Annotated in this window: 22 protein-coding genes and 1 tRNA gene; 12 read left to right on the forward strand and 11 right to left on the reverse strand. The window is 74.6% G+C overall.

The genetic code is table 11. From position 1 onward, the window contains the following. From ACW0Q9_RS09105 to ACW0Q9_RS09130, 6 genes are all read left to right on the forward strand, one after another. Positions 1 to 473: DUF4129 domain-containing protein (locus tag ACW0Q9_RS09105; RefSeq protein ID WP_456179634.1), on the forward strand; the 473-nt coding region annotated here is incomplete at its 5' end. Next, entirely contained in the window at positions 470 to 1,051 is a 582-nt protein-coding gene (locus ACW0Q9_RS09110; protein WP_456179635.1) for a hypothetical protein, read from the forward strand. The genes ACW0Q9_RS09105 and ACW0Q9_RS09110, both read left to right, overlap by 4 nt. Then, positions 1,051 to 2,058 (forward strand): AAA family ATPase, encoded by a 1,008-nt coding sequence (locus ACW0Q9_RS09115; protein ID WP_456179636.1) that lies wholly within the window; start codon positions 1,051 to 1,053, stop codon positions 2,056 to 2,058. The genes ACW0Q9_RS09110 and ACW0Q9_RS09115 overlap by 1 nt, the downstream gene beginning before the upstream one ends. Next, on the forward strand, positions 2,058 to 3,422 hold the full coding sequence (locus tag ACW0Q9_RS09120; RefSeq protein ID WP_456179637.1) for a DUF58 domain-containing protein: 1,365 nt from the start codon (positions 2,058 to 2,060) through the stop codon (positions 3,420 to 3,422). Before ACW0Q9_RS09115 ends, ACW0Q9_RS09120 begins: the two co-directional genes overlap by 1 nt. 55 nt (positions 3,423 to 3,477) lie before the next feature. Beyond that, on the forward strand, positions 3,478 to 4,050 hold the full coding sequence (locus ACW0Q9_RS09125) for a hypothetical protein (protein ID WP_456179638.1): 573 nt from the start codon (positions 3,478 to 3,480) through the stop codon (positions 4,048 to 4,050). Between the two features lie 102 nt (positions 4,051 to 4,152). Next, positions 4,153 to 5,484, forward strand: coding sequence for an NAD(P)/FAD-dependent oxidoreductase (locus tag ACW0Q9_RS09130; protein WP_456179639.1), 1,332 nt, complete (start codon positions 4,153 to 4,155; stop codon positions 5,482 to 5,484). 54 nt (positions 5,485 to 5,538) lie between these two features. Here ACW0Q9_RS09130 and ACW0Q9_RS09135 read toward each other — a convergent pair whose 3' ends face one another. Further along, a complete protein-coding gene (locus ACW0Q9_RS09135; protein ID WP_456179640.1) occupies positions 5,539 to 7,380 on the reverse strand; it encodes a hypothetical protein in 1,842 nt (613 codons plus the stop codon). Between the two features lie 90 nt (positions 7,381 to 7,470). Here ACW0Q9_RS09135 and ACW0Q9_RS09140 point away from each other — a divergent pair. The 4 genes from ACW0Q9_RS09140 to ACW0Q9_RS09155 all read left to right on the forward strand — a co-directional run bounded on the left by ACW0Q9_RS09140 (position 7,471) and on the right by ACW0Q9_RS09155 (position 9,837). After that, positions 7,471 to 7,554: transfer RNA gene (locus ACW0Q9_RS09140), tRNA-Leu, on the forward strand. Positions 7,555 to 7,659: 105 nt separating this feature from the next. Next, entirely contained in the window at positions 7,660 to 8,502 is an 843-nt protein-coding gene (locus ACW0Q9_RS09145) for a Bax inhibitor-1/YccA family protein (RefSeq protein ID WP_456179641.1), read from the forward strand. Between the two features lie 127 nt (positions 8,503 to 8,629). Next, the gene (locus ACW0Q9_RS09150; RefSeq protein WP_456179642.1) at positions 8,630 to 9,388 is read left to right on the forward strand and encodes a Bax inhibitor-1/YccA family protein; all 759 of its coding nucleotides are present in this window, start codon (positions 8,630 to 8,632) and stop codon (positions 9,386 to 9,388) included. A gap of 128 nt (positions 9,389 to 9,516) precedes the next feature. Next, positions 9,517 to 9,837: a hypothetical protein gene (locus tag ACW0Q9_RS09155; protein ID WP_456179643.1), complete on the forward strand. Its 321-nt coding sequence runs from the start codon at positions 9,517 to 9,519 to the stop codon at positions 9,835 to 9,837. A 7-nt stretch (positions 9,838 to 9,844) separates the two neighbouring features. Here the strand turns inward: ACW0Q9_RS09155 and ACW0Q9_RS09160 are convergent, their stop codons facing one another. From ACW0Q9_RS09160 to ACW0Q9_RS09175, 4 genes are all read right to left on the reverse strand, one after another. Next, complete coding sequence (locus ACW0Q9_RS09160) at positions 9,845 to 11,308, reverse strand: CYTH and CHAD domain-containing protein (RefSeq protein ID WP_456179644.1); 1,464 nt, start codon at positions 11,306 to 11,308, stop codon at positions 9,845 to 9,847. A 40-nt stretch (positions 11,309 to 11,348) separates the two neighbouring features. Then, complete coding sequence (locus tag ACW0Q9_RS09165; RefSeq protein WP_456179645.1) at positions 11,349 to 12,611, reverse strand: acetyl-CoA C-acetyltransferase; 1,263 nt, start codon at positions 12,609 to 12,611, stop codon at positions 11,349 to 11,351. Positions 12,612 to 12,685: 74 nt separating this feature from the next. Beyond that, a complete protein-coding gene (locus ACW0Q9_RS09170; RefSeq protein WP_456179646.1) occupies positions 12,686 to 13,486 on the reverse strand; it encodes an SGNH/GDSL hydrolase family protein in 801 nt (266 codons plus the stop codon). A gap of 111 nt (positions 13,487 to 13,597) precedes the next feature. Continuing rightward, positions 13,598 to 14,644 (reverse strand): SGNH/GDSL hydrolase family protein, encoded by a 1,047-nt coding sequence (locus ACW0Q9_RS09175; RefSeq protein ID WP_456179647.1) that lies wholly within the window; start codon positions 14,642 to 14,644, stop codon positions 13,598 to 13,600. A gap of 142 nt (positions 14,645 to 14,786) precedes the next feature. Here ACW0Q9_RS09175 and ACW0Q9_RS09180 point away from each other — a divergent pair, with 142 nt between their 5' ends. Both ACW0Q9_RS09180 and ACW0Q9_RS09185 read left to right on the forward strand, forming a co-directional pair. Next, a complete protein-coding gene (locus ACW0Q9_RS09180; RefSeq protein WP_148426344.1) occupies positions 14,787 to 15,143 on the forward strand; it encodes a YkvA family protein in 357 nt (118 codons plus the stop codon). A gap of 76 nt (positions 15,144 to 15,219) precedes the next feature. Then, on the forward strand, positions 15,220 to 16,590 hold the full coding sequence (locus tag ACW0Q9_RS09185) for a cystathionine beta-synthase (RefSeq protein WP_456179648.1): 1,371 nt from the start codon (positions 15,220 to 15,222) through the stop codon (positions 16,588 to 16,590). Between the two features lie 49 nt (positions 16,591 to 16,639). Here the strand turns inward: ACW0Q9_RS09185 and ACW0Q9_RS09190 are convergent, their stop codons facing one another. The 6 genes from ACW0Q9_RS09190 to ACW0Q9_RS09215 all read right to left on the reverse strand — a co-directional run bounded on the left by ACW0Q9_RS09190 (position 16,640) and on the right by ACW0Q9_RS09215 (position 24,188). Continuing rightward, a complete protein-coding gene (locus ACW0Q9_RS09190) occupies positions 16,640 to 17,590 on the reverse strand; it encodes a S1C family serine protease (RefSeq protein ID WP_456179649.1) in 951 nt (316 codons plus the stop codon). 44 nt (positions 17,591 to 17,634) lie between these two features. Then, positions 17,635 to 18,144: an N-acetyltransferase family protein gene (locus tag ACW0Q9_RS09195; RefSeq protein ID WP_456179650.1), complete on the reverse strand. Its 510-nt coding sequence runs from the start codon at positions 18,142 to 18,144 to the stop codon at positions 17,635 to 17,637. Beyond that, positions 18,141 to 19,070 (reverse strand): ribonuclease Z, encoded by a 930-nt coding sequence (locus tag ACW0Q9_RS09200; protein WP_456179651.1) that lies wholly within the window; start codon positions 19,068 to 19,070, stop codon positions 18,141 to 18,143. The genes ACW0Q9_RS09195 and ACW0Q9_RS09200 overlap by 4 nt, the downstream gene beginning before the upstream one ends. A 332-nt stretch (positions 19,071 to 19,402) precedes the next feature. Then, positions 19,403 to 20,578 carry an osmoprotectant NAGGN system M42 family peptidase gene (locus ACW0Q9_RS09205; RefSeq protein WP_456179652.1) on the reverse strand — a complete coding sequence of 392 codons (1,176 nt, stop codon included), beginning with the start codon at positions 20,576 to 20,578 and terminating at the stop codon, positions 19,403 to 19,405. Then, complete coding sequence (gene ngg / locus ACW0Q9_RS09210) at positions 20,575 to 22,401, reverse strand: N-acetylglutaminylglutamine synthetase (protein WP_456179653.1); 1,827 nt, start codon at positions 22,399 to 22,401, stop codon at positions 20,575 to 20,577. Before ngg ends, ACW0Q9_RS09205 begins: the two co-directional genes overlap by 4 nt. Positions 22,402 to 22,403: 2 nt before the next feature. After that, on the reverse strand, positions 22,404 to 24,188 hold the full coding sequence (locus ACW0Q9_RS09215) for an N-acetylglutaminylglutamine amidotransferase (RefSeq protein ID WP_456179654.1): 1,785 nt from the start codon (positions 24,186 to 24,188) through the stop codon (positions 22,404 to 22,406). Positions 24,189 to 24,343: the final 155 nt, after the last annotated feature.

Genomic DNA, 24,343 nt, shown 5'->3' on the forward strand with positions numbered 1-24,343 from the left:
TGGCCGCCGTCGGGTACGTCCTCTGGACCGTGGTCGGCGGGGCACTGCGCCGGACCACCCGCGCGGTGCCCACCCAGCGCGCCCGGCGTACCGCCGAGGGCACCGCCCGTGAGGTGGTGGCCGCGCTGGACGCCGGCCTGGAGGAGCTGGACGACCGCTCCACCGACCCGCGCACCGCGGTGATCGCCTGCTGGGTCCGGCTGGAGGAGGCCGCCGAGGAGGCCGGCGTGCCGCGGCGCGCCGGGGACACCCCCACCGACCTGGTGAGCCGGCTGCTGCGCGGCGACCCGGCGGCCGGCGTCCCGGCGATCGCCAGCGCCGACGTGCTGGACGGCTTCGCACACGTCTACCGCGAGGCCCGCTACGCCACCCACACCGTCGACGAGCGGATGCGCGACCAGGCCCGGGCCGCCCTGCGCCGGCTGCGCGGCGAGCTGACAATGGTGGCCACCGGCGGGGAGATGACGCCGTGAGCACGAGCATCGACGACCTGCTCTCGTCCGCCGAGGACCCCGCCGAGGAGTCCCGGCGGCCCGGTGGCGGGCGGGCCCGCTGGGTGCTGCGGACCCTCGCGGTCACCGCCGCGATCGTGGTGGTGGTCGTCGTCGGGCTGCGCGCGGTCGGCCTCCAGGTCTCGCTCTGGATCATCGTGGCGGGCGTGCTCGCCGTGCTGGCCGTCCGCCGGGTGACCGCCGCGCTGTCGCCTCCGCCGCCGTCCCGGGCCGGCGTCCGCGCCCCGGCCGGCGAGGAGCCCGGCACCTGGAACTGGGCCGCCCGGGACGCGCTGCGCGCCGCGATCAACGGGTGGGAGCGCCCGCTCGACTGGTGCTCCGACAACCGGGAGCGGTTCACCGACCGGGTGCTGCCCCGCCTCGGCGACCTGGCCGACGAGCGGCTGCGCCAGAAGCACGGCGTCACCCGCGAGTCCGACCCGGTCCGCGCCCGCGCCCTGCTGGGCGAGTCGCTGTGGACGTTCCTCGGCACCCCCGCCCGCCGCCCCCCGACGCCGCGCGACCTCGCGGCGATCGTCGCCGAACTGGAGAAGTTGTGATGAACGACGTGGACCGGAGCATGCCCCCCGCCGAGGTCGGCCGGCTGGCCCGGGCGGTGCTGGACGCGGTCGGCACCGTCGTGGTCGGCAAGCGGGAGGCGTTGGAGCTGGTCCTGGCCGGCATCCTGGCCGGCGGCCACGTGCTGCTGGAGGACCTGCCCGGCCTGGGCAAGACGCTCACCGCGCGGTCGTTCGCGCAGGCCCTCGGGCTCGACTTCCGCCGCCTCCAGTTCACCCCCGACCTGCTCCCGGCCGACGTCACCGGCTCGTTCCTCTACGACCAGCGCAGCGGCGACTTCTCGTTCCGGGCCGGCCCGGTCTTCACCAACCTGCTGCTCGCCGACGAGATCAACCGGACCCCGCCGAAGACGCAGTCGGCGCTGCTGGAGGCGATGCAGGAGAAGCAGGTCTCGGTCGAGGGCGTCACCTACCGGCTGGACGAGCCGTTCCACGTGCTCGCCACCGCCAACCCGATCGAGTACGAGGGCACGTACCCGCTGCCCGAGGCGCAGCTCGACCGGTTCCTGCTCCGGGTCTCGTTCGGCTACCCGAACCACGACGAGGAGTGGGAGGTGCTGCAACGGCGCATCGCCCGCCGCCGCGAGGAGGCCGAGATCAAGCCGGTGGTGGACGCCGGCACGCTGCGTGCCATGCAGGCCGCGCTGGAGGACGTGGTCGTCGAGGACTCGATCGGCCGGTACATCGTGGCGCTGACCGCGGCCACCCGGGAGCACCCGTCCGCGCTGGTCGGCGCCTCGCCCCGCGGCTCGCTGGCGCTGCTGCTGCTGTCGCGGGTCCGCGCGGTGCTGGCCAACCGGGACTACGTGGTGCCGGAGGACGTCAAGGCGGTGGCGGTGCCCGCGCTGGCGCACCGGATCACCCTGCGGCCGGAGATGTGGCTGCGCCGGGTCGATCCGTCCTTCGTGGTCGGTGAGGTGCTGGAGTCCACGCCGGCTCCGGCCAGCGGCGCGCTGCCCAGCTACGCGGCCGGACCCGCCGGGCGCTGATGACGGACCGTCCGGAACCGGCGAGCGGCTGGGCGCCCACCTGGGCGCTCGGCCGGGCCGTGCTGCTCACCGGCCTGCTACTGGTCGCGGCGGTGCTGCTCGGCCGGATCGACCTCGTCGTGCTGGCCACCCCGTTCGCGTTGGGCACCGCGTACGCGCTGCGCCGCCGGCCCACCGCGCTGCCCGAGCTGGAGATCGAGGTCGGGGACGCCCACCTGGTCGAGGGCGCGCCGATGGCCACCACGGTGGCCGTGGCCAACCCGGACACCGTCTCCTACGACGTGGCGGTGGTGCGGACCCGGATGTCGCGCTGGCTGCGGGTGGACAAGGTCGGCTTCGGCGGGTCCGGGGTGGACGTGAGCCGCTCCGGCGGCGCCGACCGGCCCTTCGTGACCTCGGTGCCGTCCGGCTCCGCCGTCGACCTGGAGCTGACCGGGACGGCGCTGCGCTGGGGGCGGCACCCGATCGGCCCGGCCGGCGCACGGGTGGCCGCCGCGGACGGGCTGCTGGTGTCGCGGGCCGTGGTCACCGACGCGGTCCGGACGCGGGTCTACCCGATGACCGAGCCGTTCGAGGCGGTGGAGGCGATGCCCCGGGCCGCCGGGCTGGTCGGCGCGCACCACTCCCGCCGGCCGGGGGAGGGCGGCGAGCTGGCCGGCGTCCGCGTCTTCGCGCCCGGTGACCGGCTGCGCCGGATCGACTGGCGGGTCTCGCTGCGGGCCCGCCAGCTGCACGTGGCGGCCACCCTCTCGGACCGGGACGCCGAGGTGGTGGTGCTGCTCGACGTGCTGGCCGAGGCGGGCCGCTCCGGCGGCGTACGTGGGGCGGCGTCGGTGCTGGACACCACCGTCCGGGCGGCCGCCGCGATCGCCGAGCACTATCTGCACCGGGGTGACCGGGTGGCGCTGCTGGAGTACGGCCCGGCCGCCCGCCGGCTGCGCCCGGCCACCGGCCGCCGGCAGTACCTGACCGTGCTGGAGTGGCTGCTCGACGTCAAGGCCGAGTCCTCCCCGCACGAGCCGTACGACCAGGTCTTCGGGCCGCAACTGCTCTCCTCCGACGCGCTGGTGGTGGTGCTCACCCCGCTGCTGGACGAGCGGTCGGCGCAGATGCTGGCCCGGATGGCCCGGGGCGGGCGGTTCGTGGTGGCGGTGGACACCCTGCCGGCCGAGCTGCCGGTGCCCAGGGACCGGGGCTGGGCCGAGGTGGCGTACCGGCTGTGGCGGCTGGACCGGGACACGATGATCGGCCAGCTCCGCGAGCACGGCGTGCCGGTGGTGCGCTGGGCCGGCGCCGGCAGCCTCGACCAGGTGCTGCGCGACGTGGCCCGTCTGGCCACCGCACCCAAGGCTGGTATGCGGTGAGCGCGAGGAACGCAGCGGAGCGGAGTCCCGCAGTCGCGAACGAAGAGTGGCGCAGATGAACGACCTGGTCGAGGGGCTCAACGAGCGGGTGCGCGCCCTCCGGTACGCGGTGGGGCGGGTCAGCCCGACGCCGCTGCTGGTGCGGGCCGGGATCTTCTTCAGCGTGCTGGTCGGCTTCCTGGTCGCGTACCCCGGACAGGCCCTCACCCCGCGGTCGCTGCTGGCCCTCACCGTGGTGGCGGCGCTGCCGGCGGTCGGTCCGCGCCGGGTCTGGCCGACCTTCGCCGCGCTGGTGACCGTCGGCGGCTGGCTGCTCGCCACCCTCGGCTTCGACCGGCCGCCGGCGCTGTGGCGGCTGCTCGCCGTGGCCACCCTGCTCTACCTGGCGCACACCCTCTGCGCGCTCGCCGCGCTGCTGCCCTACGACGCGGTGGTCGACCCCGACCTGGTGCTGCGCTGGCTGGCCCGGGCCGGCGGGGTGGTGCTGGCCAGCGCGGTGCTCGGCATCGTGCTGGCCTGGCTCGGCGGGGCCGGCGGGGACCGGGGCTTCCAGGCGGCGACGGTGGCCGGGCTGCTGGTCGCGGTGGGGCTCAGCGGCCTCCTGGCGTGGCTCCTGCGTCGCAGATAGCGGGACATCGCGCAAAGTTGCGCAGGTCACAGGGGTTGTGCTCCGTCACAGAACGGGGTCTCGATCGGGATTAGCCGAGCCGCCCGGGGAAAGATAGATGACGTGAATCCGAAGCGGATCCTTGTCGTGGGTGCCGGGCACGTGGGCCTGTACGCCGCTCTGCGCCTGTCCAAGAAGCTGAGCTCCCGTGAGGCCGAGGTCATCGTCGTCGACCCGCAGCCGCACATGACCTACCAGCCGTTCCTCCCGGAGGCTTCGGCGGGCAACATCTCCCCGCGGCACGCTGTGGTGCCGCTGCGGCGGGAGTTGCGCAAGTGCAAGGTCGTGGCCGGCACGGTCACCCGGATCGACCACGACCGCAAGACCGCCGTGGTGCAGCCGATCAGCGGCCCCACCCGGGAGATCCAGTACGACCACGTGGTGGTCGCTCCCGGATCGGTCTCCCGCACCCTGCCGATCCCGGGGCTGCACGAACACGGCATCGGGTTCAAGACCATCGGTGAGGCCATCTTCCTGCGCAACCACGTGCTGGACCGGCTCGACGTGGCGGCCGCCACCACCGACCCCGAGGTCCGCAGCCGCGCGCTGACCTTCGTCTTCGTCGGTGGCGGTTACGCCGGCATCGAGGCGCTCGCCGAGATGGAGGACATGGCCCGGGACGCCCTGCGCTACTACCCCGAGCTGAAGCCGGAGGACATGCGCTGGGTGCTGGTCGAGGCCACCCAGCGGGTGCTGCCCGAGGTCGACCGGGACATGGGCGCCTACACGGTGCAGCAGCTGCTCAAGCGGAACATGGACATCAGACTGGACACCCGCCTGGAGTCCTGCGTCGACGGGGTCGCCCGGCTCTCCGACGGGGCCAGCTTCCCGTCCGACACGATCGTGTGGACGGCCGGCGTCAAGCCGTCGCCGATGCTGGACGCCACCGACTTCCCGCGCGACGAGCGGCGCCGGGTCACCTGCCTGCCCACCCTCCAGATCGTGGACGGCGACCGGGTGGTCGAGGGCGCGTGGAGCGCCGGCGACTGCGCCGCGGTGCCGGACCTGACCAAGGAGCCGGGCAACTTCTGCTCGCCCAGCGCGCAGCACGCGGTCCGGCAGGCCGCCCGGATGGCCGACAACATCGCGAACGTGATCCGCGGGCGCGAGCCGGTCGACTACAAGCACAAGCACGCGGGCAGCGTGGCCAGCCTCGGCCTGCACAAGGGCGTGGCGCAGGTCTACGGCGTGAAGATGACCGGCTGGCCGGCCTGGTTCATGCACCGGACCTACCACATGTCGCGGATCCCGTCGTTCAACCGCAAGGTCCGGGTCGTGGTCGACTGGTCCCTGGCGTTCTTCCTCAAGCGCGAGGTGGTCGCCCTGGGCCAGCTGCACGACCCGCGCGAGGAGTTCGCCGAGGCGTCCGCGCCGCCGGTCGGCGCGCGCGTCTGAGACAACCGGAAAGGGCCCTTCCCGCACGGGAGGGGCCCTTCGCCGTGTCCGCGGTCAGAACCGCCAGGTCCAGGCGTCGGCGATCCGGGTGCCCGGCCCGAACAGCTGTTCCAGGGTGCGGCGGAGGATCTCCGCGTGCGGCGCGTCGTCGGTCAGCGCCACGCAGGAGGCGCCCCAGAACTCGACGTCCCGGGCGGCCTGCCGGCGCTGCCGCTCGCCGACCGCCGGCGCCACCCCCCGCCTGGCCACGTTCGCCAGCAGCGCGGAGGTCGGCCGCTGCCAGGTGCCCATGGTGGCCGAGCCGTCGCGCCCGTACGGGCCGATGAAGAAGCCCTCCGGCATGCCGAAGGCGGCGTCGGCTGCGGTGCCCCAGCGCATCGGCCAGGGGTCCTTCGGGGTGGCCGTGGGCACCGGCACCAGCACCCCGCCGGGGCGTACGCACTCCCGCCAGTGCCCGCCGGTGACGAACTCGGGCAGCGGCGGCCGGTCGGTGGTGGGCAGCGGCGCGGGAAAGACGCTGAGCAGGGCCGCGCCGACCGCGAGGGGGACCAGCCGGCGGGCCCGCCCCCGCTCGCCCAGCGCCCGGTGCACGGCCAGGGTGAGCACCGTGCCGACCAGCGGCAGCACCGCCAGGCCGAACCGTGTCGGCAGCGCCCCGTCCACCACCGGCAGCCCGGCCAGCAGGGCGTACGGGCCGGGCACCCCGGTCCGCTCCCCGCCGATCACCACCTCGGGGCCGAGTGACAGCGCCGCCATGACCAGCGCCCCCGCCACGCAGGCGACCACCAGGGCGCGCCGGCCGAGCCAGAACGCGCAGCCGCCGGCCACCAGCAGCAGCGGCCAGCCCAGGAAGGTGTTGAACTCGGCCGGGCCGGTGGTCAGCCGGGCCGCGTCGTCACCGCCCAGCACGGACAGCGCGGAGAGCCGGGTCCAGCCGGTCAGGTCGGCGGAGAAGTAGTGCGGGCTGAACATCCCGTCCGACACGCCCTGCGGCCCGGCGAACTGGAGCCACAGCGGGTACGCCAGCACGAACAGGGCCAGCCCGGCCGCGCACATCAGCCCGCCGGCGAAGCCGGGCAGCGCCCGACGCAGCAGCGCGCGGTCGACCAGCCCGTACGCGACGGCCATGACCAGCAGGGTGAGCGCGGTGAGGAAGAGCACCTCCTCGCCGACGAAGACCTGCACGGTGACGGCCGCGGCCAGCCCGAGCGCCGAGCTGGCGAGCCGGCGGCGGTCCGGGCCGTCCGGGCGGCCGGCCGGGTCGGCGGCCCGGAGCAGCCGGACCACCAGCCAGACGATCACCGGGACCAGCCACTGGGCGGTCATGTGCAGGTGGGCGTTGCTCTGCGAGACCATGCCCGGGCCGAAGCCGCACAGCGCCGCGCCGAGCCCGGAGGCGAGCCGGCGGGCCCGCAGCGTCCGGGTGAGGAGCAGGTACCAGGCCAGCGCCGTGCCGGCCAGGTTGGCCGCGGCCAGCAGGGCGAAGGTGACGGGCGCCCCGAGGAGGAGGGTGACCGGGGCGAGCAGCACGCCGAGCGCGATGACCGTGGTGTTGGTCATCAGGTTGACCCCGTCCGGGGCGTTCAGCCGGTCGGTGAGCAGGCCGAAGTCGCCGAGGAGGGCGCGCGAGTCGACGGCCAGGAACCACTCGTAGAGGGTCTGGTCCGCGGGGTTGAGGGCGAGCACCCGCTGCCCGGGCGCCGGCCACAGCCCGTGGGTGAGCCACCCGGCGAGCACGGCGAAGAGCAGGCCGGCCAGCAGGCCCGCCCGGTGCCGGCGGCCGGCGGCCAGCAGCCGGGCCGCCCGGCCCGGGCGGACCGCCGGGTCGAGGCGGAGGGCCTGCTCGGGGTCGGGCCCGGGGGCCGTGCGGGCGGCGCTGGTCACGGCCTCGACCATATCGGCCGGGCCCCGCGGGGTACGCCGGGCCGCGACGCAGCCGCTACCGTGAGACCTGCACCGCCGCGTGTCGCCACGCCGGTGTCACCCGCCCGGGTGGTGGAACGGCAGACACGGCCGCCTTAAAAGCGGCTGCCGCAAGGCGTGCGGGTTCGACCCCCGCCCCGGGCACCACACTCTCAGCTTTCCCACAGCTTCGCGCCGCGCACGGCGTTGCCCTCCCGTTTACCCTGGAGAGGCACGTTCACGTGCATCGACCCCCTGAGGGAGGCCTGAGAAGTGAAGACCTCGAACCCGGTGCTCGCCCGGCTCGGCCAGGCGGCTGAGCGGGAGCGGGCGGCCGGGTACGCCCAGCCCGGGCCGTACGGTCAGCCCGGATATCCCCAGCAGTACCCGCAGTACCCGCAGCAGCAGCCGTACCCGACCGGCCACGGCTACCCGGCGGCCCCGCCCACCGTGACCCCGATGACCCTCGACGACGTGGTCGTCAAGACGGTGCTGATGCTCGGCATCCTCGGCGCCTCGGCCGCCGCGGCCTGGGTGCTCGTGCCGGACGCCCTGACCGGCGTCGCCTGGATCGGCGCCGCGGTGGTCGGCCTGGTCCTCGGCCTGGTCATCTCGTTCTCCCGGATGGCCAACCCGGCGCTCGTGGTGGCGTACTCGATCGTCGAGGGCGTCTTCGTCGGCATGGTCAGCAAGACGTTCGACACGCTCTACGACGGCATCGTGCTCCAGGCCGTGGTGGCCACCTTCGGCGTCTTCTTCCTGATGGCGATGATCTACAAGGCGCGGATCATCCGGGCCACCCCGAAGTTCGCCCGGATCATGGTGGCGATCATCGCGGGTCTGTTCGGCGTCATGCTGATCAACCTGGTGCTCGCGCTCTTCGGCGTCAACACCCACCTCCGCGACGGCAGCCCGCTGGCCATCGGGTTCAGCCTGGTCTGCATCGTGGTCGCTTCGCTGAGCTTCGTGCTCAACTTCGCGGAGATCGAGGAGGGCGTCCGGATGGGGCTCCCGCAGCGCTACTCCTGGACGGCCGCTTTCGGCATCGTGGTCGGCCTGGTCTGGCTCTACCTGGAGATCCTCCGGCTGCTCAGCTACTTCCAGGGCGACGACTGACCGACCCCGCCCCACCTGCGACGCCCGCCTGCCGCGCCCGCGGCGGCGGGCGTCGTCGTTTGCCCGTCGCCAACGGCCCGCCCGGGGCAGAGTGAGAGCCGGGGTACGTCGGCGCGAGGAGGTCGCGGTGCGCAGTGCCAACCCGGTGCTGGACCGGCTGGACGATGTCGGCCGGACCGAGCGCCAGGTGCTGGGCGTGGGGGCCGCCGACACGATGACGGTGGCCGACGTGGTCAGCCGGACGGTCGGGCTGCTGCTGCTCACCGGCGTCACCGCGGCGGTGGCCTGGGTGGTCGTGCCGCAGGCGGCGTGGATCTCGGCGGCGCTGGCCGGCAGCGCCCTGGCTAGCCTGGCGCTGGTGCTGGTCATCTCGCTCAAGCAGATCACCAACCCGCCGCTGATCGCCGGGTACGCGGTGCTCCAGGGGCTGCTGCTCGGGGTGGCGAGCCGGGCCTTCGAGCTGGTCTACCCGGGCATCGTGGCGCAGGCGGTGGTCGGCACCTTCGGGGTCTTCCTCGGCATGGCGCTGCTCTACCGGGCCCGGCTGATCCGGGCCACCCCGCGGCTGGCCCGGCTGGTCCTCGGCACGCTCGTCGGCATCGTGGCCATCGGCCTGGTCAACCTGGTCACCTACCTGCTCACCGGGCGGCAGGGGGTCGAGGTCTACAGCCTCACGGCGCGGGTCGGCTGGCTGCCGTACGTCTTCTCGGTGGTGGCGATCATCGCCGGGGCGCTCAGCTTCGTCCTCGACTTCGACCTGGTCGAGCGGTCCGCCCGCGGCGGCCTGCCCCGCCGGTACGCCTGGTTCTGCGCGTTCGGCCTGCTGGTCGGATTGATCTTCCTGTACTGGCAGATCCTCCGCCTGCTCAGCTACGTGCGCCGCTGACCGTACGACAACTCCAGCCCCGCTGGCGGCCATAATTCGGCCTCCGCGCCGCTGGGCGGCGCTCCGGTCCGAATGAAGGCCGGTCTTGCGCCGAGCCGCGACCTGGAGCCGTCGTAAACTCGGCCGCGATGAGCGCAGCGGAACTGGACCGGGCGGTGACACTGCTGGTCCGACAGGTCGGGCACTGGGAGCAGCCGCGCTGGTCGGCGGCGGCCGAGGGCGGCAACGTGTCCCGCGCCGACCTGGTGCACAAGTTGGTCCAGGAGATCGCCAACCTGGCGGCCGACGCCGAGGGGGAGCCGCGCCGCGAGGTGCCCCGCCTCCCCAGCGACCTGGCCCTGCCCGACCAGCTCCGGGTGGTCACCGCCGACCTGCTGGCGGCCGGCGCGCCGGAGCCCGTGCTGGCCGGGGCTGCCGTCGCGGTGGCCCGGACCCGTTCCGCGCTGTAGCCGGCGGTCAGCCCTTGAGCCAGCGCCGCACCTTCCGGCGGCGGGCCCGGTCCCGCGCCCTGACCAGCGCCGGCCCGGCCCGGTCGGCCACCGCGGCCTGCCGGGCGTGCAGCAGGCCGTAGGTGAAGGTGTTCTCGCCGTCGGCGTACGCCCGCAGCGCCTGCTCGCGGAGCACCTCCCGGGTCACCACCGAGTCCTGGTGCGCCCCGAGCGCGTCCTGGAGGTCCTTGAACCGGTCGACCAGCTTCCCGGCGGGCCGGCGCACCTCCACGGCGTACCGGGCCCGCTTGCCCGCCTTGCGCGCCTCGTGCAGCGCGGTGTCGTCCCCGCCGGCCAGCGCCCGGTCGAGCCGGTCGTCGAACCGGGCCACCGCGCGCCGCACCCGCCGGGTCACCCAGCGGGGCCGTACGGCGCGCGCGGTCGGCCCCTCCACCAGCGCGTCCAGCCGGCGCAGCAGATCGGTGTAGCGGTCCGAGCCGAGTGCAGCCTGCAGCCCGTCGAGGGCGGTGGCCAGGTCGGCGGCGAACCGCTCGGCGAACCGGGCCGGGACCGGGCCGAGCACCAGCTCGTCGGGTTCGGCGTGCACGGCGTCGGCCAGCCGGGCGGCCATCACCTGGACGTCCCGGACCGGCCCGAGCCGGCCGCCCAGCCAGCGCAGCTCCACCCGCACCGCCTCGCTCTCCGCGCGGTCCCACAGGCCGCGGAAGGTCCGCAGCGTGGAGCGGAGCCGCCGGACGGCCACCCGCATGTCGTGCACCGCGTCCTCGTCGCCGCCGAGCGCGCCGGCGTGGTGGCCGATAAGCGTGTCGCGCTGGGCGGTGAGGTAGTCGACCACGGGCGCGGCCGCCGGGTCGGCGGCCGCCGGCCGGACGGCGGCGAGCCGGCCGCCCAGGGCCCGGTGCGACTTCGAGACCGGCACCGTCCGGGCGCCCGCTGCGCGGAGCCGGTCGTGCACCGCGTCGAGCAGCGCCTCGTCGCCGTCGACCAGCTCGACCTCGATCTCGTGCCACGCCTGCCGCTCGCCGCTGACCAGGTCCTCGGCGTGCACGTCGTCCTCGGCCACCTCGGCCAGGGGACGGCCCGCCCCGTCGAGCAGGCGGCGTTCGCGGCGGCGGGTGACGATCCGGGCGGCCGGTGCGACCGGCCGGCCCCGCGACGCGCCCCGGAACAGCGCGACCAGCTCGGCCGGCGGGTCGGCGTCCTCCGGCCCGGCCGGGAACTGGTGCTCGGTGCGCGCGCCGCCGACCGCGCCCACCTTGAGGTGCCAGCCCGCGTCGTGCCCGCCGGTGCGCCGCCGCAGCGCGTAGCCGCTGCGGGCCAGCCGGAGGTCCGCGGTGTCCCAGTAGACCGCGTCCAGGTCGAGGGCGGTGGCGTCGGACGTCGTCGCGACGCCACCGCACCCCGTCAGGTCGGGCAGCCGGAATCCCGCGTCGCCGGAGTACTTGCGCTCGCGTTCCACGACGGTCGCCATGGCGCCTCCCGTACCCGGCTCCTGCTCCGGCGAATCGGCCTCAGTTCAGGCGTTCGAGCACCATGGCCATGCCCTGGCCACCGCCGACGCACATGGTCTCCAGACCGATGGTCTTGTCGTGCCACTCCAGTGCGTTGAGCAGGGTGCCGGTGATCCGGGCGCCGCTCATGCCGAACGGGTGGCCGACGGCGATCGCGCCGCCCATCACGTTCAGCTTCTCCTCGGGGATGCCGAGCTGCCGGTACGACGGGATCACCTGGGCGGCGAACGCCTCGTTGATCTCGACCAGGTCGACGTCGTCGATGGTCATGCCGGCCCGCTTCAGCGCCTGCCGGGACGCCTCGACCGGGCCCAGGCCCATGATCTCCGGCGAGAGCGCGGTGACGCCGGTGGAGACGATCCGGGCCAGCGGGGTCAGCCCCAGCTCCCGCGCCCGCTGGGCGCTCATGACCACGACGGCGGCCGCGCCGTCGTTGAGCGGGCAGCAGTTGCCGGCGGTGATCCGGCCGTCCGGGCGGAAGACCGGCTTCAGGCCGGTCACGGCCTCCAGGGTCACCCCGGGGCGCGGGCCGTCGTCGGTGCTCACCACGGTGCCGTCCGGCGTGGTCACCGGGGTGATCTCGCGGGCCCAGAAGCCGTCCGCGATCGCCTTCTCGGCCAGGTTCTGGCTGCGGACGCCGAACGCGTCCATGTCCTCGCGGGTGACGTCGTGGACCTGGGCCAGGTTCTCCGCCGTCTGGCCCATGGTCAGGTAGATGTCGGGGAGCTGGCCCGCCTCGCGCGGGTCGGTCCACACCTCGGCGCCGCCCTGGGCCCGGGCCGCGGAGCGCTGGCGCGCCTCGGCGAAGCGCGGGTTCTCCCACCCGCCGCCGACCAGCGCCTGCGCCTCCGGCGGCAGGGTGTCCGAGTTGCCGCGCGCGTACCGGGAGACGGTCTCGACGCCGGCGGAGATGAAGACGTCGCCCTCGCCCGCCCGGATCGCGTGCATCGCCATCCGGGTGGTCTGCAGCGAGGAGGCGCAGTATCGGGTCAGCGTGGCGCCGGGCAGGCCGTCCAGGCCCAGCAGGGTGGCGACCACCCGGGCCATGTTGAAGCCCTGCTCGCCGCCGGGCAGGCCGCAGCCCAGGTAGAGGTCGTCGATGGTGGTGGGATCGAGCGCCGGGACCTTGTCGAGGGCGGCCTGGACGATCGTGGCGGCGAGGTCGTCCGGGCGGACCTCCCGCAGGGAACCCTTGAACGCGCGGCCGATGGGGGACCGGGCGGTGGCGACGATGACGGCGTCGCGGGGCGACTCAATCGGCATGAAACCAACGTTAACCCGCGAGTAACTTGCGATGGAAGCTGCTCAGCGGGCGGGAAATGTCACCCCGCGGGCGCTCAGTGGTGGTGCCGGTAGGCGACCACGGCGGCCGCCTCGACCGCCGGGAGCAGGGCGTGCGCCCAGACCCGGTAGCCGTCGGCGGAGGGGTGGTAGCCGTCGTGGCAGAGGGTGCCCGCGTCAGCCCGGAACACCGGGCCGGTCTCGGTGCCGAGGTCGACGACGCTGCCCCCGGCGTCGAGCACGGCGGCCGTCTGGGCGCGCGCCATCCGCCGCCCCGACCAGCCGAGCACCTGCCGCAGCGGGGACGCGACCGCGCGCACCGCGCCGAGGTCGGGGCAGGTGCCCACGACCACCTCGACGTGCGCCTCGCGCAGCCGGCGCACCGCCGAGCCGAGGTAGGCCGCCGCGTCGGCCGGGCGGACCAGCGCGGTGGCGTCGTTCGCCCCGATCAGGATCACCGCCACGTCGGGCCGCTCGCCGAGCAGCGCCCGGGCCACCTGGGTGGCCAGGTCGGTGGAGCGGGACCCGGAGACCCCGACGCTGGACAGCTGCACCCGCCGGCCGGTGGGCGCCTCGGCCAGCAGTTGGGCGAGCTGGCCGCCGATGGTCTCCTCGAAGCGTTCGACGCCGACGCCGAGCGCCGACGAGTCGCCGAGCAGCACCAGCCGCAGCGGCGGGGCGTCCGCCCGGCCGACCGTGGCGCGCAGCACGAGGCCCAGCTCGGGCTGGGCGTACTCCCGGCTGCGGGCGGCGATGGCCTGGCCGGCGAGGACGACCGCCCCGCCCACCGTGCCGGCGAGCAGGGAGAGCGCGGCGGCCCGACCGAGCCGGACCGCGAGCTCGTTACGCTCGGTCATGACGACACCTCCCCAGCTCCCGCGACCCGCGGGCCGGTCTGCTCCTGGCGAGCGGCGTCGACATGAGCATGGCACACGTTGTGCCTGCTGATGATGCCCCCGCCGCCCCGCTCATGCCAGTCCCTCCACCTGGGCGGAGTCGGCGGCGGCCCCGGGCTGCGGCACCGCGCCGACGCCGAAGAAGGCCCGCCGCCGGAGCTGCGCCCAGCGCCCGCCGGGCCCGCGCTCGCGGCCCCGGACCTGCACGGCGCTGACCTCGGTGCCGGCGTGCCGGGCCGCCTCGTGGGCGGCCTCCGGGAGCGACCGCACGCCTTCCGCGCCGGCCAGCGACGGCCGGCGTTCCTGGCCGGCCCCCAACGCGGAGAGCACGGTGGGCAGCAGCGCCGCCGCGGCCACCGCGTACCCCTCGGCGGACGGGTGGAACCGGTCCCAGGCGAACATCCGGGTCGGCTCGGCGGCGAACCGGGGGCCGAGCAGGTCGCCGAGCGAGACCGTCCAGCCGCCCGCCTCGACCACGGCCACCGTCTGGGCGGCGGCGAGCTGGCGGCTCCAGCGGCGGGCCAGCCAGCGCAGCGGCGGCTGGATCGGCCGGATCGCGCCCAGGTCGGGACAGGTGCCGACGACCACCTCGCAGCCGGCGGCCCGCAGCGCGCGGACCGCGCCGACCAGGTAGCGCACGGCCACCGACAGCGGGGTGCGGTTGGTGACGTCGTTGCCGCCGACCAGGACGATCGCGATGTCCGGTTCGACCTCCAGGGCCGACTCGACCTGCGGCTTCAGCCCGGCCGACAGGGCGCCCACCACGGCGAACCGGTGCAGCCGGACCGGCCGGTGCAGCCGGCGGGACAGCCCGGTGGCCAGCAGCGCGCCCGGGGTCTCGCGGCGGCGGTGCACGCCGTAGCCGGCGGCCGAGGAGTCACCGAGGATCACCATGGTGACCGGCGGTCCGGGGAGCTTCGCGCCGTAGACGCCGTCGCAGCGGGGCGGGGGCGCCTCGGCCATCGGGATGGTGCGCCGGGCCTGGCGGGCCTGACCGAGCAGGACCCCGCCCGTGGCGACGGTGGCCGCCACCGTGGCGCCCGTGCCGATCGCCGTCAGGCGGGCGATCCGCCGGGCGCGCTGCCAGCCGCCACGCGCGACGGAACCAGCGTCCCCCATGCACCGACATTATCGCGCCGCCACGACACCCGCTCTCCCGTGATCGTTTGCGGCTGGGATCGGACGGTTCCGGGTACCGGTGGAGGCAGGGGGGCGGGTTGCGCCGGGACCGCACCCTGGTCGAGCGGAAAGGGGCGAGGAGATGGGAAAGACATTGAAGCGGAGCGCGGCCTTCACCGCGCTGGCCCGGGCGCTCGCGGCCGGGGCGCGGGGTGGCCCGTCGCTGGGCGTCCGGCTGGCGGCGCTGCCCCGGATGATCCGGGCCACCGCCCGGGGCGAGTACGACGGCGGCCTGCGGCTGGCACTGATGGCCGGCGCCACGGCGTACATCGTCTCGCCGATCGACCTGCTGCCGGAGATCCCGCTGGCGATCTTCGGGCTGGCCGACGACGCGGTGATGGTCACCTGGCTGGCCGGCAGCGTGCTCGCCGAGACCGACCGCTTCCTGGAGTGGGAGGCACGTCGCAGGTCCGTCATCCCGGGGCATGTGGCGCCCTGACGGCACGTACCCTGGGCGACGAACCGACGACTTACCGGCCGCCCCACGACGGCGGCGCGACGAAGGGCACAACGAGGTGCAGTACTACGACAACGTGGTCGAGCTGATCGGCAACACCCCGCTGGTACGCCTGCGCAACGTCACCGCGGGCATCCAGGCGACCGTGCTGGCGAAGGTGGAGTACGTCAACCCGGGCGGCTCGGTGAAGGACCGGATCGCGCTGCGGATGGTCGAGGACGCCGAGAAGGCCGGCCTGCTCCAGCCGGGCGGCACGATCGTCGAGCCGACCAGCGGCAACACCGGCGTCGGGCTGGCCCTCGTCGCCCAGCTCAAGGGCTACAAGTGCGTCTTCGTCTGCCCCGACAAGGTCAGCCAGGACAAGCAGGACGTGCTGCGGGCGTACGGCGCCGAGGTGGTCGTCTGCCCGACCGCCGTGGCGCCGGAGGACCCGCGCTCCTACTACAACGTCTCGGACCGGCTGGCCCGGGAGATCCCCGGCGCCTGGAAGCCCAACCAGTACAGCAACCCGGCCAACCCGCGCTCGCACTACGAGACCACCGGCCCGGAGATCTGGCGGCAGACCGAGGGGCAGCTCACCCACTTCGTGGCGGGTGTCGGCACCGGCGGCACCATCTCCGGCATCGGCCGCTACCTGAAGGAGGCCTCCGAGGGGCGGGTCCGGGTGGTCGGCGCGGACCCGGAGGGCTCGGTCTACTCCGGCGGCACCGGCCGGCCCTACCTGGTCGAGGGCGTCGGTGAGGACTTCTGGCCGGAGACCTACGACCGGAGCGTGGCCGACGAGATCGTCGAGGTCTCGGACAAGCAGTCCTTCGAGATGACCCGGCGGCTGGCCCGCGAGGAGGGCCTGCTGGTCGGCGGCTCCTGCGGCATGGCCGTGGTCGCGGCCCTGGAGGTGGCCCGCAAGGCCGGCCCGGACGACGTGATCGTGGTCCTCCTGCCGGACAGCGGCAAGGGCTACATGTCCAAGATCTTCAACGACCAGTGGATGGCCCGCTACGGCTTCCTGGACAACTCGGGCGCCGAGCCGACCGTTGCCGACGCGCTCGCCGGCAAGCCGGGCGGCCTGCCCGAGCTGGTGCACGTCCACCCGACCGAGACGGTCCGCGACGCGATCGACTACATGCGCGAGTACGGCGTCTCCCAGCTCCCGGTGCTCAAGGCCGAGCCGCCGGTGGTGACCGGTGAGGTGGCCGGCTCGATCGCCGAGAAGGACCTGCTCGACGCGCTCTTCACCGGCCAGGCCCACCTGCACGACACGATCGAGCGACACATGGGTGACCCGCTGCCCATGATCGGTGGTGGCCAGCCGGTGAGCGAGGCGGTCGCGCTGCTGGAGAAGGCCGATGCCGCGCTGGTGCTCGTCGACGGCAAGCCCAAGGGCGTGCTGACCCGGCAGGACCTGCTCGCCCACCTCGGCGCGCGCTGATCCTCCGCGACGCGAGGGCCGCACCCCGGCGGGTGCGGCCCTCGTCGCGTCAGCGGCCCAGCTCGGTCGGGACGGCCACGACGTCGACGTACGCGCCCTTGCGCAGCACGGTGACCGGCAGGCGGGCGCCGATCGCCGGGCCGAGCATCAGCCGTTGCAGGCCCTGGCCGTCCTGCACCGGCCGGCCGCCGGCCGCCACGATCACGTCGCCGAGGTAGAGCCCGGCCAGCCCGGCCGGGCTGCCCGGCACCACCTCGACCACCCGCAGCCCGCGCCGCTGCCCGGTCCGCGCCGTGATCTCCGGCGGCAGCGGCACCGGCACCCCGGCCACACCCAGCCAGGCCCGGCGCACCCGGCCGTCGGTGGTGAGGTCGGCGATGATCTGCCGGGTGGTGGCGTTCACCGGCACGGCGAGTCCGAGGCCGTAGCCGGCGACCGCCGTGTTCACCCCGACGACCCGGCCGGCCGAGTCGGCCAGCGCCCCGCCGGAGTTGCCCGGGTTCAGGGCCGCGTCGGTCTGGATGACGTCCTCGATGAGCCGGGTGACCCGCCCGTCCCGGGCCGGCAGCGACCGGCCCAGCCCGGAGACCACCCCGGCGGTGACCGAGCCGGCCAGCCCCATCGGGTTGCCGACCGCGACCACCAGCTGGCCGATCCGCAGCCGGTCCGCGTCGCCCAGCTCCACCGGCGGGACGGTCGCCCGCTCCGCCCTCAGCACGGCCAGGTCGGAGAGCGGGTCGGCGCCGACCACCCGGAACCCGGTCTCGGTGCCGTCGCCGAAGGCGGCCGACCCGTCCCGGGCGCCCTGCACCACGTGGGCGCTGGTGAGCAGCAGCCCGTCCGGGCCGATCACCACGGCCGAGCCGGCGCCGGCGCCGCGCGGGGTCCGCACCGACAGGGCGGCCACGCTGGGCAGCACCCGGGCGGCCACGCCGGTCACCACCCGGGAGTACGCGTCGAGGGCGGCGTCCTCCGCCGGCTCGGTGTGCTCGGTGTCCATGCCGGTGCCAACGCACCCGCATCGACGCCCATGCCCCGATCCGCTCAGAGCGAACGGGCGTAGCGGAGCTGGGGGACGAGGGTGGTGCCGATGACGTCGTCGCGCTGCTCGCCGGTGGCCGTCCAGCCGCCCCGCTCGTAGAAGCCGCGGGCGGCCGCGTTGTCCCGGAGCACCCAGAGCACCGCCCGGGACCAGCCGCGGGCCCGCATGGCGTCGAGGGCGTCGACCATCAGGGCCCGCCCGGTGCCCCGGCCCCGCTCCTCCGGCTCCAGGTGGATGGCGTTGAGCAGGCCGGTGGTCGGGTCGCCCTCGTCGTCCGGTCCCAGGTAGCTGAAGCCGACCAGTCGGCCGTCCCGCTCGGCCACCGTCATCCGGTGATCCGCGGCCTCCCAGGTCACCCGCTCGGTCCAGTACCGGCCCATCGCCTCCGGGGTCGGATCCGCCAGCGCCTCCGCCGGCAGGAACGACGAGTACGCCGCCACCCGGGACCGCTGGTGCAGGGCGCCGACGGCCATCAGGTCGGCCCCGGTGGCGGGGCGTAGGGAGACCGTCACCCGGCCGAGGCTACCCGCCGGGGCGGCACCGGAACCGTCATCAGGTCCTCGGCGATCACCAGGTCCCCGGTGAAGTGCTCGCGGGCCTCGTCGGCGAAGCGGCGCGGGTCCGCGTACCGCTGGGAGAAGTGGGTGAGCACGAGCGTGCGTACCCCCGACTCCGCCGCCACCCGCGCGGCCTGGCCGGCCGTGAGATGGCCGACCTCGGCGGCGAGGGCGGCCTCCGGCTCCAGGAAGGTCGACTCGATGACCAGCAGGTCGGCGTGCTCGGCCAGGGCCCACACGCCGTCGCAGAGCCCGGTGTCCATGACGAAGGCGAACCGCTGCCCCGGCCGGGTCACGCTCACCTCGTCCCGGGTGACGCGGCGTCCGTCCACGTCCAGGTGGCCGTCGCGGAGCAGCTGCCCGACGGCCGGGCCGGCGATGCCGTACGCGGACAGCTTCTCCGGCAGCATCCGGCAGCCGTCCGGCTCGACGAGCCGGTAGCCGTACGTCTCGATCGGGTGCCGCAGCCGGCGGGCCTCCAGCGTGCCGATGCCCAGGGTGATCTTCTGCCCGTCCGCCTCGATCGGCTCGACGGTCAGCTCGGCGGCCTCGTAGAAGCTCGACGCGTGGCGCAGCCGGGCGAAGTATTCGGCGCCCCCGGCGGGGAAGTGCACGGCCACCGGGTGCGGGACCCGGTCCAGGGAGAGCCGCTGGATCATGCCGGGCAGGCCCAGGCAGTGGTCGCCGTGGAAGTGGGTGACGCAGATCCGGGTCAGGTCGGTGGCGGAGATCCCGGTGTGCAGCATCTGCCGCTGGCTGCCCTCGCCGGGGTCGAAGAGGAGCACCTCGTCGTCCCAGCGCAGCAGATAGCCGTTGTGGTTGCGCTGCCGGGTGGGGGCCTGGCTGGCCGTGCCGAGCACCGCCAGTTCGCGCATCGACATGCCGGGCCCCCTCACACATGAAGCGACCCCCGGGGCTTCCGCGCTAGCGCGCGGGCCGGCTGGACTGGGCCGGCACCCCGGGGGTCGGGTGGCTGTCGTGGTTTCGCCGCACCGCTGCCACACGGTCTCGACGATGGTGCCTGGTGCCCGCCTCGCGGCGGGCGGGATTTCACTGTCGAGGACAGCGGCTAGCGGACAGCCACCTCACGAGTCCGATTGCTATACAAGTCTGGACCACCTCCTTTCCCGTGTACCGCCACGCTATCCACTTCCCGGTGAGCCCGGCAACGGATTTCGATCACAGGCGGATCGGGAATCGGACCCCTGCGCCGTCACTCCAGGCCGATGGGTCCCTCGCGGGGGCCCTCCTCGGAGGCGGGCTGGACGGCGAGCGACGGGAAGTCGGCCAGGTCGCCCTCGGGCTCGGCGTCCCACTCGGGGAAGACCAGCGGATTCTGGAGATAGAGGCAGAGCAGCTGGGCGAGGTGCCGCAGCCCGTCGAGGTGGGTCCGCTCGTGCCCGTGCGTGGCGTCTACCCCGAAGCCGAGCAGCGCCACCCGGGCGTGCGCCCCCGCCTCGACCGCCGCCGCCACGTCCGAGCGGTAGTAGTCGAAGACGTCCCGGACCAGGTCGACGCCGTGCTCCCGGGCGATCGCGGCCAGGTGGCGGGTGAGGTGATAGTCGAACGGGCCCACCCCGTCGCCCATGGCCAGGGTGGCGGCGTTCTCCCGGGACTGCTGGCCGGGCGCGACCACCGCGGCGTCCACCGAGACGATCTCCGCGACGTCGGGGTCGAGACCGTGGCTGGCCCCGTGCCCGATCTCCTCGGTGACCGTGACCAGCAGGTGCGCGGTGACCGCCGGGGTGACGCCCGCGTCGACGATCGCCTTGAACGCGGTCAGCACCGCGGCCACCCCGGCCTTGTCGTCCAGGTGCCGGGACTTGACGTACCCGCTCGGGGTGATCGTCGGGTTGGCCAGCAGCGCGACGAAGTCGCCGGCGTCGACGCCGAGCGCCCGCAGCCCGGCCTCGTCGGTGACCGGCTCGTCGACCCGGACCTCGACCAGTTCCCAGCCGACGCCCTGCAGGTCGACGCCCTCGTTGTAGCGGTGCCCGCTGGCCTTCAGCGGCAGCACCTGGCCGGTGACCACCCGGTCCAGGTCGTCGGTGAAGATCCGCACGTGGGCACCCTCGGCGAAGCGGGCGCTGTGCGTGCCGATCGGCTTCACCTCCAGCCGGCCGTTGTCCTTGAGCCGCTTCACCATGCCGCCGATGGTGTCGGTGTGCACGACGATCGCCCGGTCGGCGCCGGTCTGCCGCGGACCGGGCAGGGAGGCGCTCAGCGCCCCGCGCCGGGTCAGCGTCGAGGTGATGCCGAGCGCCGAGAGCCGCTCGCCCACGTACTGCTGGACGTGGTCGGTACGCCCCGACGGGCTGGGGATCTCCAGCAGCTCCACCAGCACCTGGCGCAGGTAGTCGAGGTCGAGTTCCAGTGGCTTCGGGCTCACGCCGTCCCTCCCGTGCCGGCCGGCGACCACAGCCGCTGCGGGGCCCGGGTGCCGGGGAAGAGCAGGTCGACGAAGCGCTCGGCGGTCGGCTGCGGCTCGTGGTTGGCCAGGCCGGGCCGCTCGTTCGCCTCGATGAACACGTGCTCGGGCCGGTCCGGGGCGGGGACCAGCAGGTCCAGCCCGGTCACCGGGATGTCCAGCGCCCGGCTGGCCGTCACGCACGCCTCGGCGATGTCCGGGTGCAGCTCGGCGGTGACGTCGTGGATGGTGCCGCCGGTGTGCAGGTTCGCCGTGCGGCGGACCGCCAGCACCTGCCCCTCGGGGAGCACGTCGTGCATCCGGTAGCCGGCCGCGGCCACCACCTCGCGGGTCATGTCGTCGATCGGGATCCGGGACTCGCCGCCGGTGGCGGCCGCGCGGCGGCGGCTCTGCCGCTCGATCAGCTCCGTGACGTCGTGCACCCCGTCCCCGGTGATCTGCGCGGGCCGGCGGACGGCGGCGGCCACCACCTCGTGGTCGATGACGACCACCCGCAGGTCCTCGCCCTCCCGCAGCTCCTCGATCAGCACGTCGGGGCAGAACCGGCGGGCCAGCTCGACCGCCGCGGTGAGCGCCTCCGGCGTGCGCACCCCGACGGTGATGCCGTTGCCCTGCTCGCCCCGGGCCGGCTTGACCACGACCGGGCCCACGTCGGCCAGGAACGCCAGGTCGTCGGCGTCGCCGGTGGCGGTCCGGCCGCGCGGCACCGACAGCCCCGCCTCGGTGAGGATGCGGCGGGTGACCCGCTTGTCGTCGCAGCGGCTCATCGCCACCGCCGAGGTCAGCTCGGAGAGCGACTCCCGGGTGTGGACCGTCCGGCCGCCGCTGCTCAGCCGCAGCTCGCCCCAGCGCGGATCGGTCACCTCGACGCGGATGCCGCGCCGCATCGCCTCGTCCGCGACGATCTTCGCGTACGGGTTCAGCTCGTCGTACCCCGCCGGCATGGCGGGCAGGAACAGGCGCTCGTTGATCGGGTTCTTCCGCTTCACGCAGAGCGTCCCGGTGCGGTGGAAGCCGAGCCGCTCGTAGAGCCGGATCGCCCCCGAGTTCTCGGCCAGCACCGAGAGGTCCACGTACGCCCGGCCACGCGCGTCGAGCCGGTCGGCCAGCGCGGTGAGCAGCGCCTGCCCGGTGCCGGGCGGCGCGGTGTTGAAGTCCACGGTCAGGCACCAGAGGCTCGCGCCGTTCTCCGGGTCACCGAAGACCGCGACGTGGTCCACCCCGGTGATGGTGCCGACCACCTCGCCGGTGGCGTCCTCGGCGACCAGGTGCAGGAACCGGTCGGTGCCGGCGTTCTCGACAAGCACCTCGACCGGCGCGGTGACCATGCCGTTGCGGGCGTAGATCCGGTTCACCGCGTCCGCGTCGTCGGCGTCGCGCAGCGGCCGGACGGCCAGCCCGGGAATCTCGCCGCTCTCGGTGGCGGCCGGCCGGTGCTCGCCGAGCGGCAGCCGGTAGGTCAGCGACGGGTCGATGAACAGCTCGTCGGGAAGGCGGGAGACCAGCACGTGCGGGTCGCGCAGGTAGATGCAGATGTCCCGGGCGCCGACCGCCTCGGAGCGCAGCACGTCGGCGACCTCGACCTGCTCGGCGAAGGTCTGCCCGAAGACCAGCCGGCCCCAGCCGCAGTCCAGCACCACGCCGGACCCGTCGACGGGCTGCCGGCGCGGCTCGGGGGCGCCGGGCGCCACCGGGTCGCCGCCCGGGCCGACCCGTTCCCGGCGCCGGCCCAGCACCCGTTCCCGGTCGGTGCGTGCCGCGCCGGTGGCGAGGGTGTCGGTCACGGTCAGTCGATTCCGTGGCTCTGGAGCCACATTTCCAGGAGTCCCAGCTGCCACAGCTTGTTTCCGTTCAACGGGGTCAGTTCGGCGTTCGGGTCGGCGAGCAGCGCGTCGACGTAGTCGGCGCGGAACAGGTCGCGGCGGCGGGCCTCGGGCGCACTGAGCGCGTCGCGTACCCGGTCGAGGAGCTTGTCCTCCAGATGGGTGAGGCCCGGCACGGGGAAGTAGCCCTTCGGCCGGTCGATGACCTCGTGCGGCAGGACCCGCCGGCCGATCTCCTTGAGCACGCCCTTGCCGCCCTGGGCCAGCTTCAGCTCCGGCGGGCAGCTCGCGGCCAGCTCGACGAACTCGTGGTCGAGGAACGGCACCCGGGCCTCCAGCCCGTGCGCCATGGTCATGTTGTCGACCCGCTTGACCGGGTCGTCGGTGAGCATGACCTGGGTGTCGATCCGCAGGCCCGCGTCCACGGCGGTCGCGGCGCCGGGCCGGGCCAGGTGGGCGGCCACGAACTCCCGTGCCGGGTCGCCGTCGGCCAGCCACGCCGGGTTGAGCACCCGGGCCAGGCCGGCCGCGTCGCGGTCGAAGAACGCCTTCGCGTACGTCTCGAGCGCCCGCTCCCGGTCAACCCCGGCCAGCGGCGGGTACCAGTGGTAGCCGCCCAGGATCTCGTCCGCGCCCTGGCCGGACTGGACCACCTTGACGTGCCGGGCGACCTCCTGGCTGAGCAGCCAGAACGCCACGCAGTCGTGGCTGACCATGGGCTCGCTCATCGCGGCGACGGCGGCCTCCAGCGGCGGCAGCAGGTCGCCGGTGGGCACCCGGATCTGGTGGTGGTCGGTGCCGAAGGTCTTCGCGACCAGGTCGGAGTAGACGAACTCGTCGCCCTCCCGGCCGCCGACCGCGTCGAAGCCGATGGAGAAGGTGGCCAGCCCGGACTGCCCCTCGCCGGCCAGCAGCGCGACCACCAGGCTGGAGTCGAGGCCGCCGGAGAGCAGCACGCCCACCGGCACGTCGGCCACCATCCGGCGGCGGACGGCGGTGGTCAGCGACTCCAGCAGCGCGTCCTGCCAGTCGTGCTCGGACCAGCCGGACCGCTCCGCGGCGCGGGTGAAGGACGGGTCCCAGTAGACCCGGTCGTGGGTGGAGCCGTCCGGCTCGTACACCCGGACCGTGGCCGGGGGAAGCTTGGCCACGCCGCGCAGGATGGTCCGCGGTGGCGGCACGATGCTGTGGAAGCTCAGGTAGTGGGCGAGCGCCACCGGGTCGATGCCCGTGTCGACGCCCCCGCCCGCGAGCAGCGCCGGCAGGGTCGAGGCGAAGCGCACCACGCCGGGGCTCTCGGCCAGGTAGAGCGGCTTGATGCCCAGCCGGTCCCGGGCCAGCACCAGGCGGCCGCTGTCCCGCTCGCTGATCGCCACCGCGAACATGCCGACCAGGTGGTCGACGAAGTCGAGCCCCCACTCGGCGTACGCCTTGACCACGACCTCGCTGTCGCCCGCCGAGAAGAAGCGGTGCCCCCTGGCCTGCAACTCGTCGCGCAGCTCGCGGTAGTTGTAGATGCAGCCGTTGAAGACGCCGGTGAGCCCGGCGGCCGGGTCGACCAGCGGCTGGCCGCTGGCGGCCGAGAGGTCGATGATCTTCAGGCGTCGATGTCCCAGCGCCGTCGGCCCCTGGGACCAGACTCCACTGTCGTCGGGTCCTCGGTCACTCATCGTGGCCGCCATCCGCTCCACGGCCGACACGTCGGCGCGTGAACCGTCACGGCGGAACTCGCCAGCCAGTCCGCACATGCCGGGCAATGCTGCCAGAGGTTGTTGCGGTTCGCCTGTTGAGCTGATGTCGGTGACGTTACGTCTTTGCTAGGATGCGCGGCCCGGTCCATCGGGCCGCTGGCCTGGGCGAAGATCCGGTAGCCCGGCGGGCCGGGTGCCCGAATCGGGCCGGG

The organism is Micromonospora sp. I033, from assembly GCF_053890995.1.

Coding starts and splice junctions, on each gene's coding strand:
- ACW0Q9_RS09155 (WP_456179643.1), top strand. CDS start 9,517: ATGAGCGCAGCGGAACTGGACCGGGCGGTGACACTGCTGGTCCGACAG.
- ACW0Q9_RS09125 (WP_456179638.1), top strand. CDS start 3,478: ATGAACGACCTGGTCGAGGGGCTCAACGAGCGGGTGCGCGCCCTCCGG.
- ACW0Q9_RS09215 (WP_456179654.1), bottom strand. CDS start 24,188: ATGTGCGGACTGGCTGGCGAGTTCCGCCGTGACGGTTCACGCGCCGAC.
- ACW0Q9_RS09160 (WP_456179644.1), bottom strand. CDS start 11,308: ATGGCGACCGTCGTGGAACGCGAGCGCAAGTACTCCGGCGACGCGGGA.
- ACW0Q9_RS09120 (WP_456179637.1), top strand. CDS start 2,058: ATGACGGACCGTCCGGAACCGGCGAGCGGCTGGGCGCCCACCTGGGCG.
- ACW0Q9_RS09190 (WP_456179649.1), bottom strand. CDS start 17,590: ATGGACACCGAGCACACCGAGCCGGCGGAGGACGCCGCCCTCGACGCG.
- ACW0Q9_RS09165 (WP_456179645.1), bottom strand. CDS start 12,611: ATGCCGATTGAGTCGCCCCGCGACGCCGTCATCGTCGCCACCGCCCGG.
- ACW0Q9_RS09170 (WP_456179646.1), bottom strand. CDS start 13,486: ATGACCGAGCGTAACGAGCTCGCGGTCCGGCTCGGTCGGGCCGCCGCG.
- ACW0Q9_RS09180 (WP_148426344.1), top strand. CDS start 14,787: ATGGGAAAGACATTGAAGCGGAGCGCGGCCTTCACCGCGCTGGCCCGG.
- ACW0Q9_RS09200 (WP_456179651.1), bottom strand. CDS start 19,070: ATGTCGATGCGCGAACTGGCGGTGCTCGGCACGGCCAGCCAGGCCCCC.
- ACW0Q9_RS09135 (WP_456179640.1), bottom strand. CDS start 7,380: ATGGTCGAGGCCGTGACCAGCGCCGCCCGCACGGCCCCCGGGCCCGAC.
- ACW0Q9_RS09115 (WP_456179636.1), top strand. CDS start 1,051: ATGAACGACGTGGACCGGAGCATGCCCCCCGCCGAGGTCGGCCGGCTG.
- ACW0Q9_RS09175 (WP_456179647.1), bottom strand. CDS start 14,644: ATGGGGGACGCTGGTTCCGTCGCGCGTGGCGGCTGGCAGCGCGCCCGG.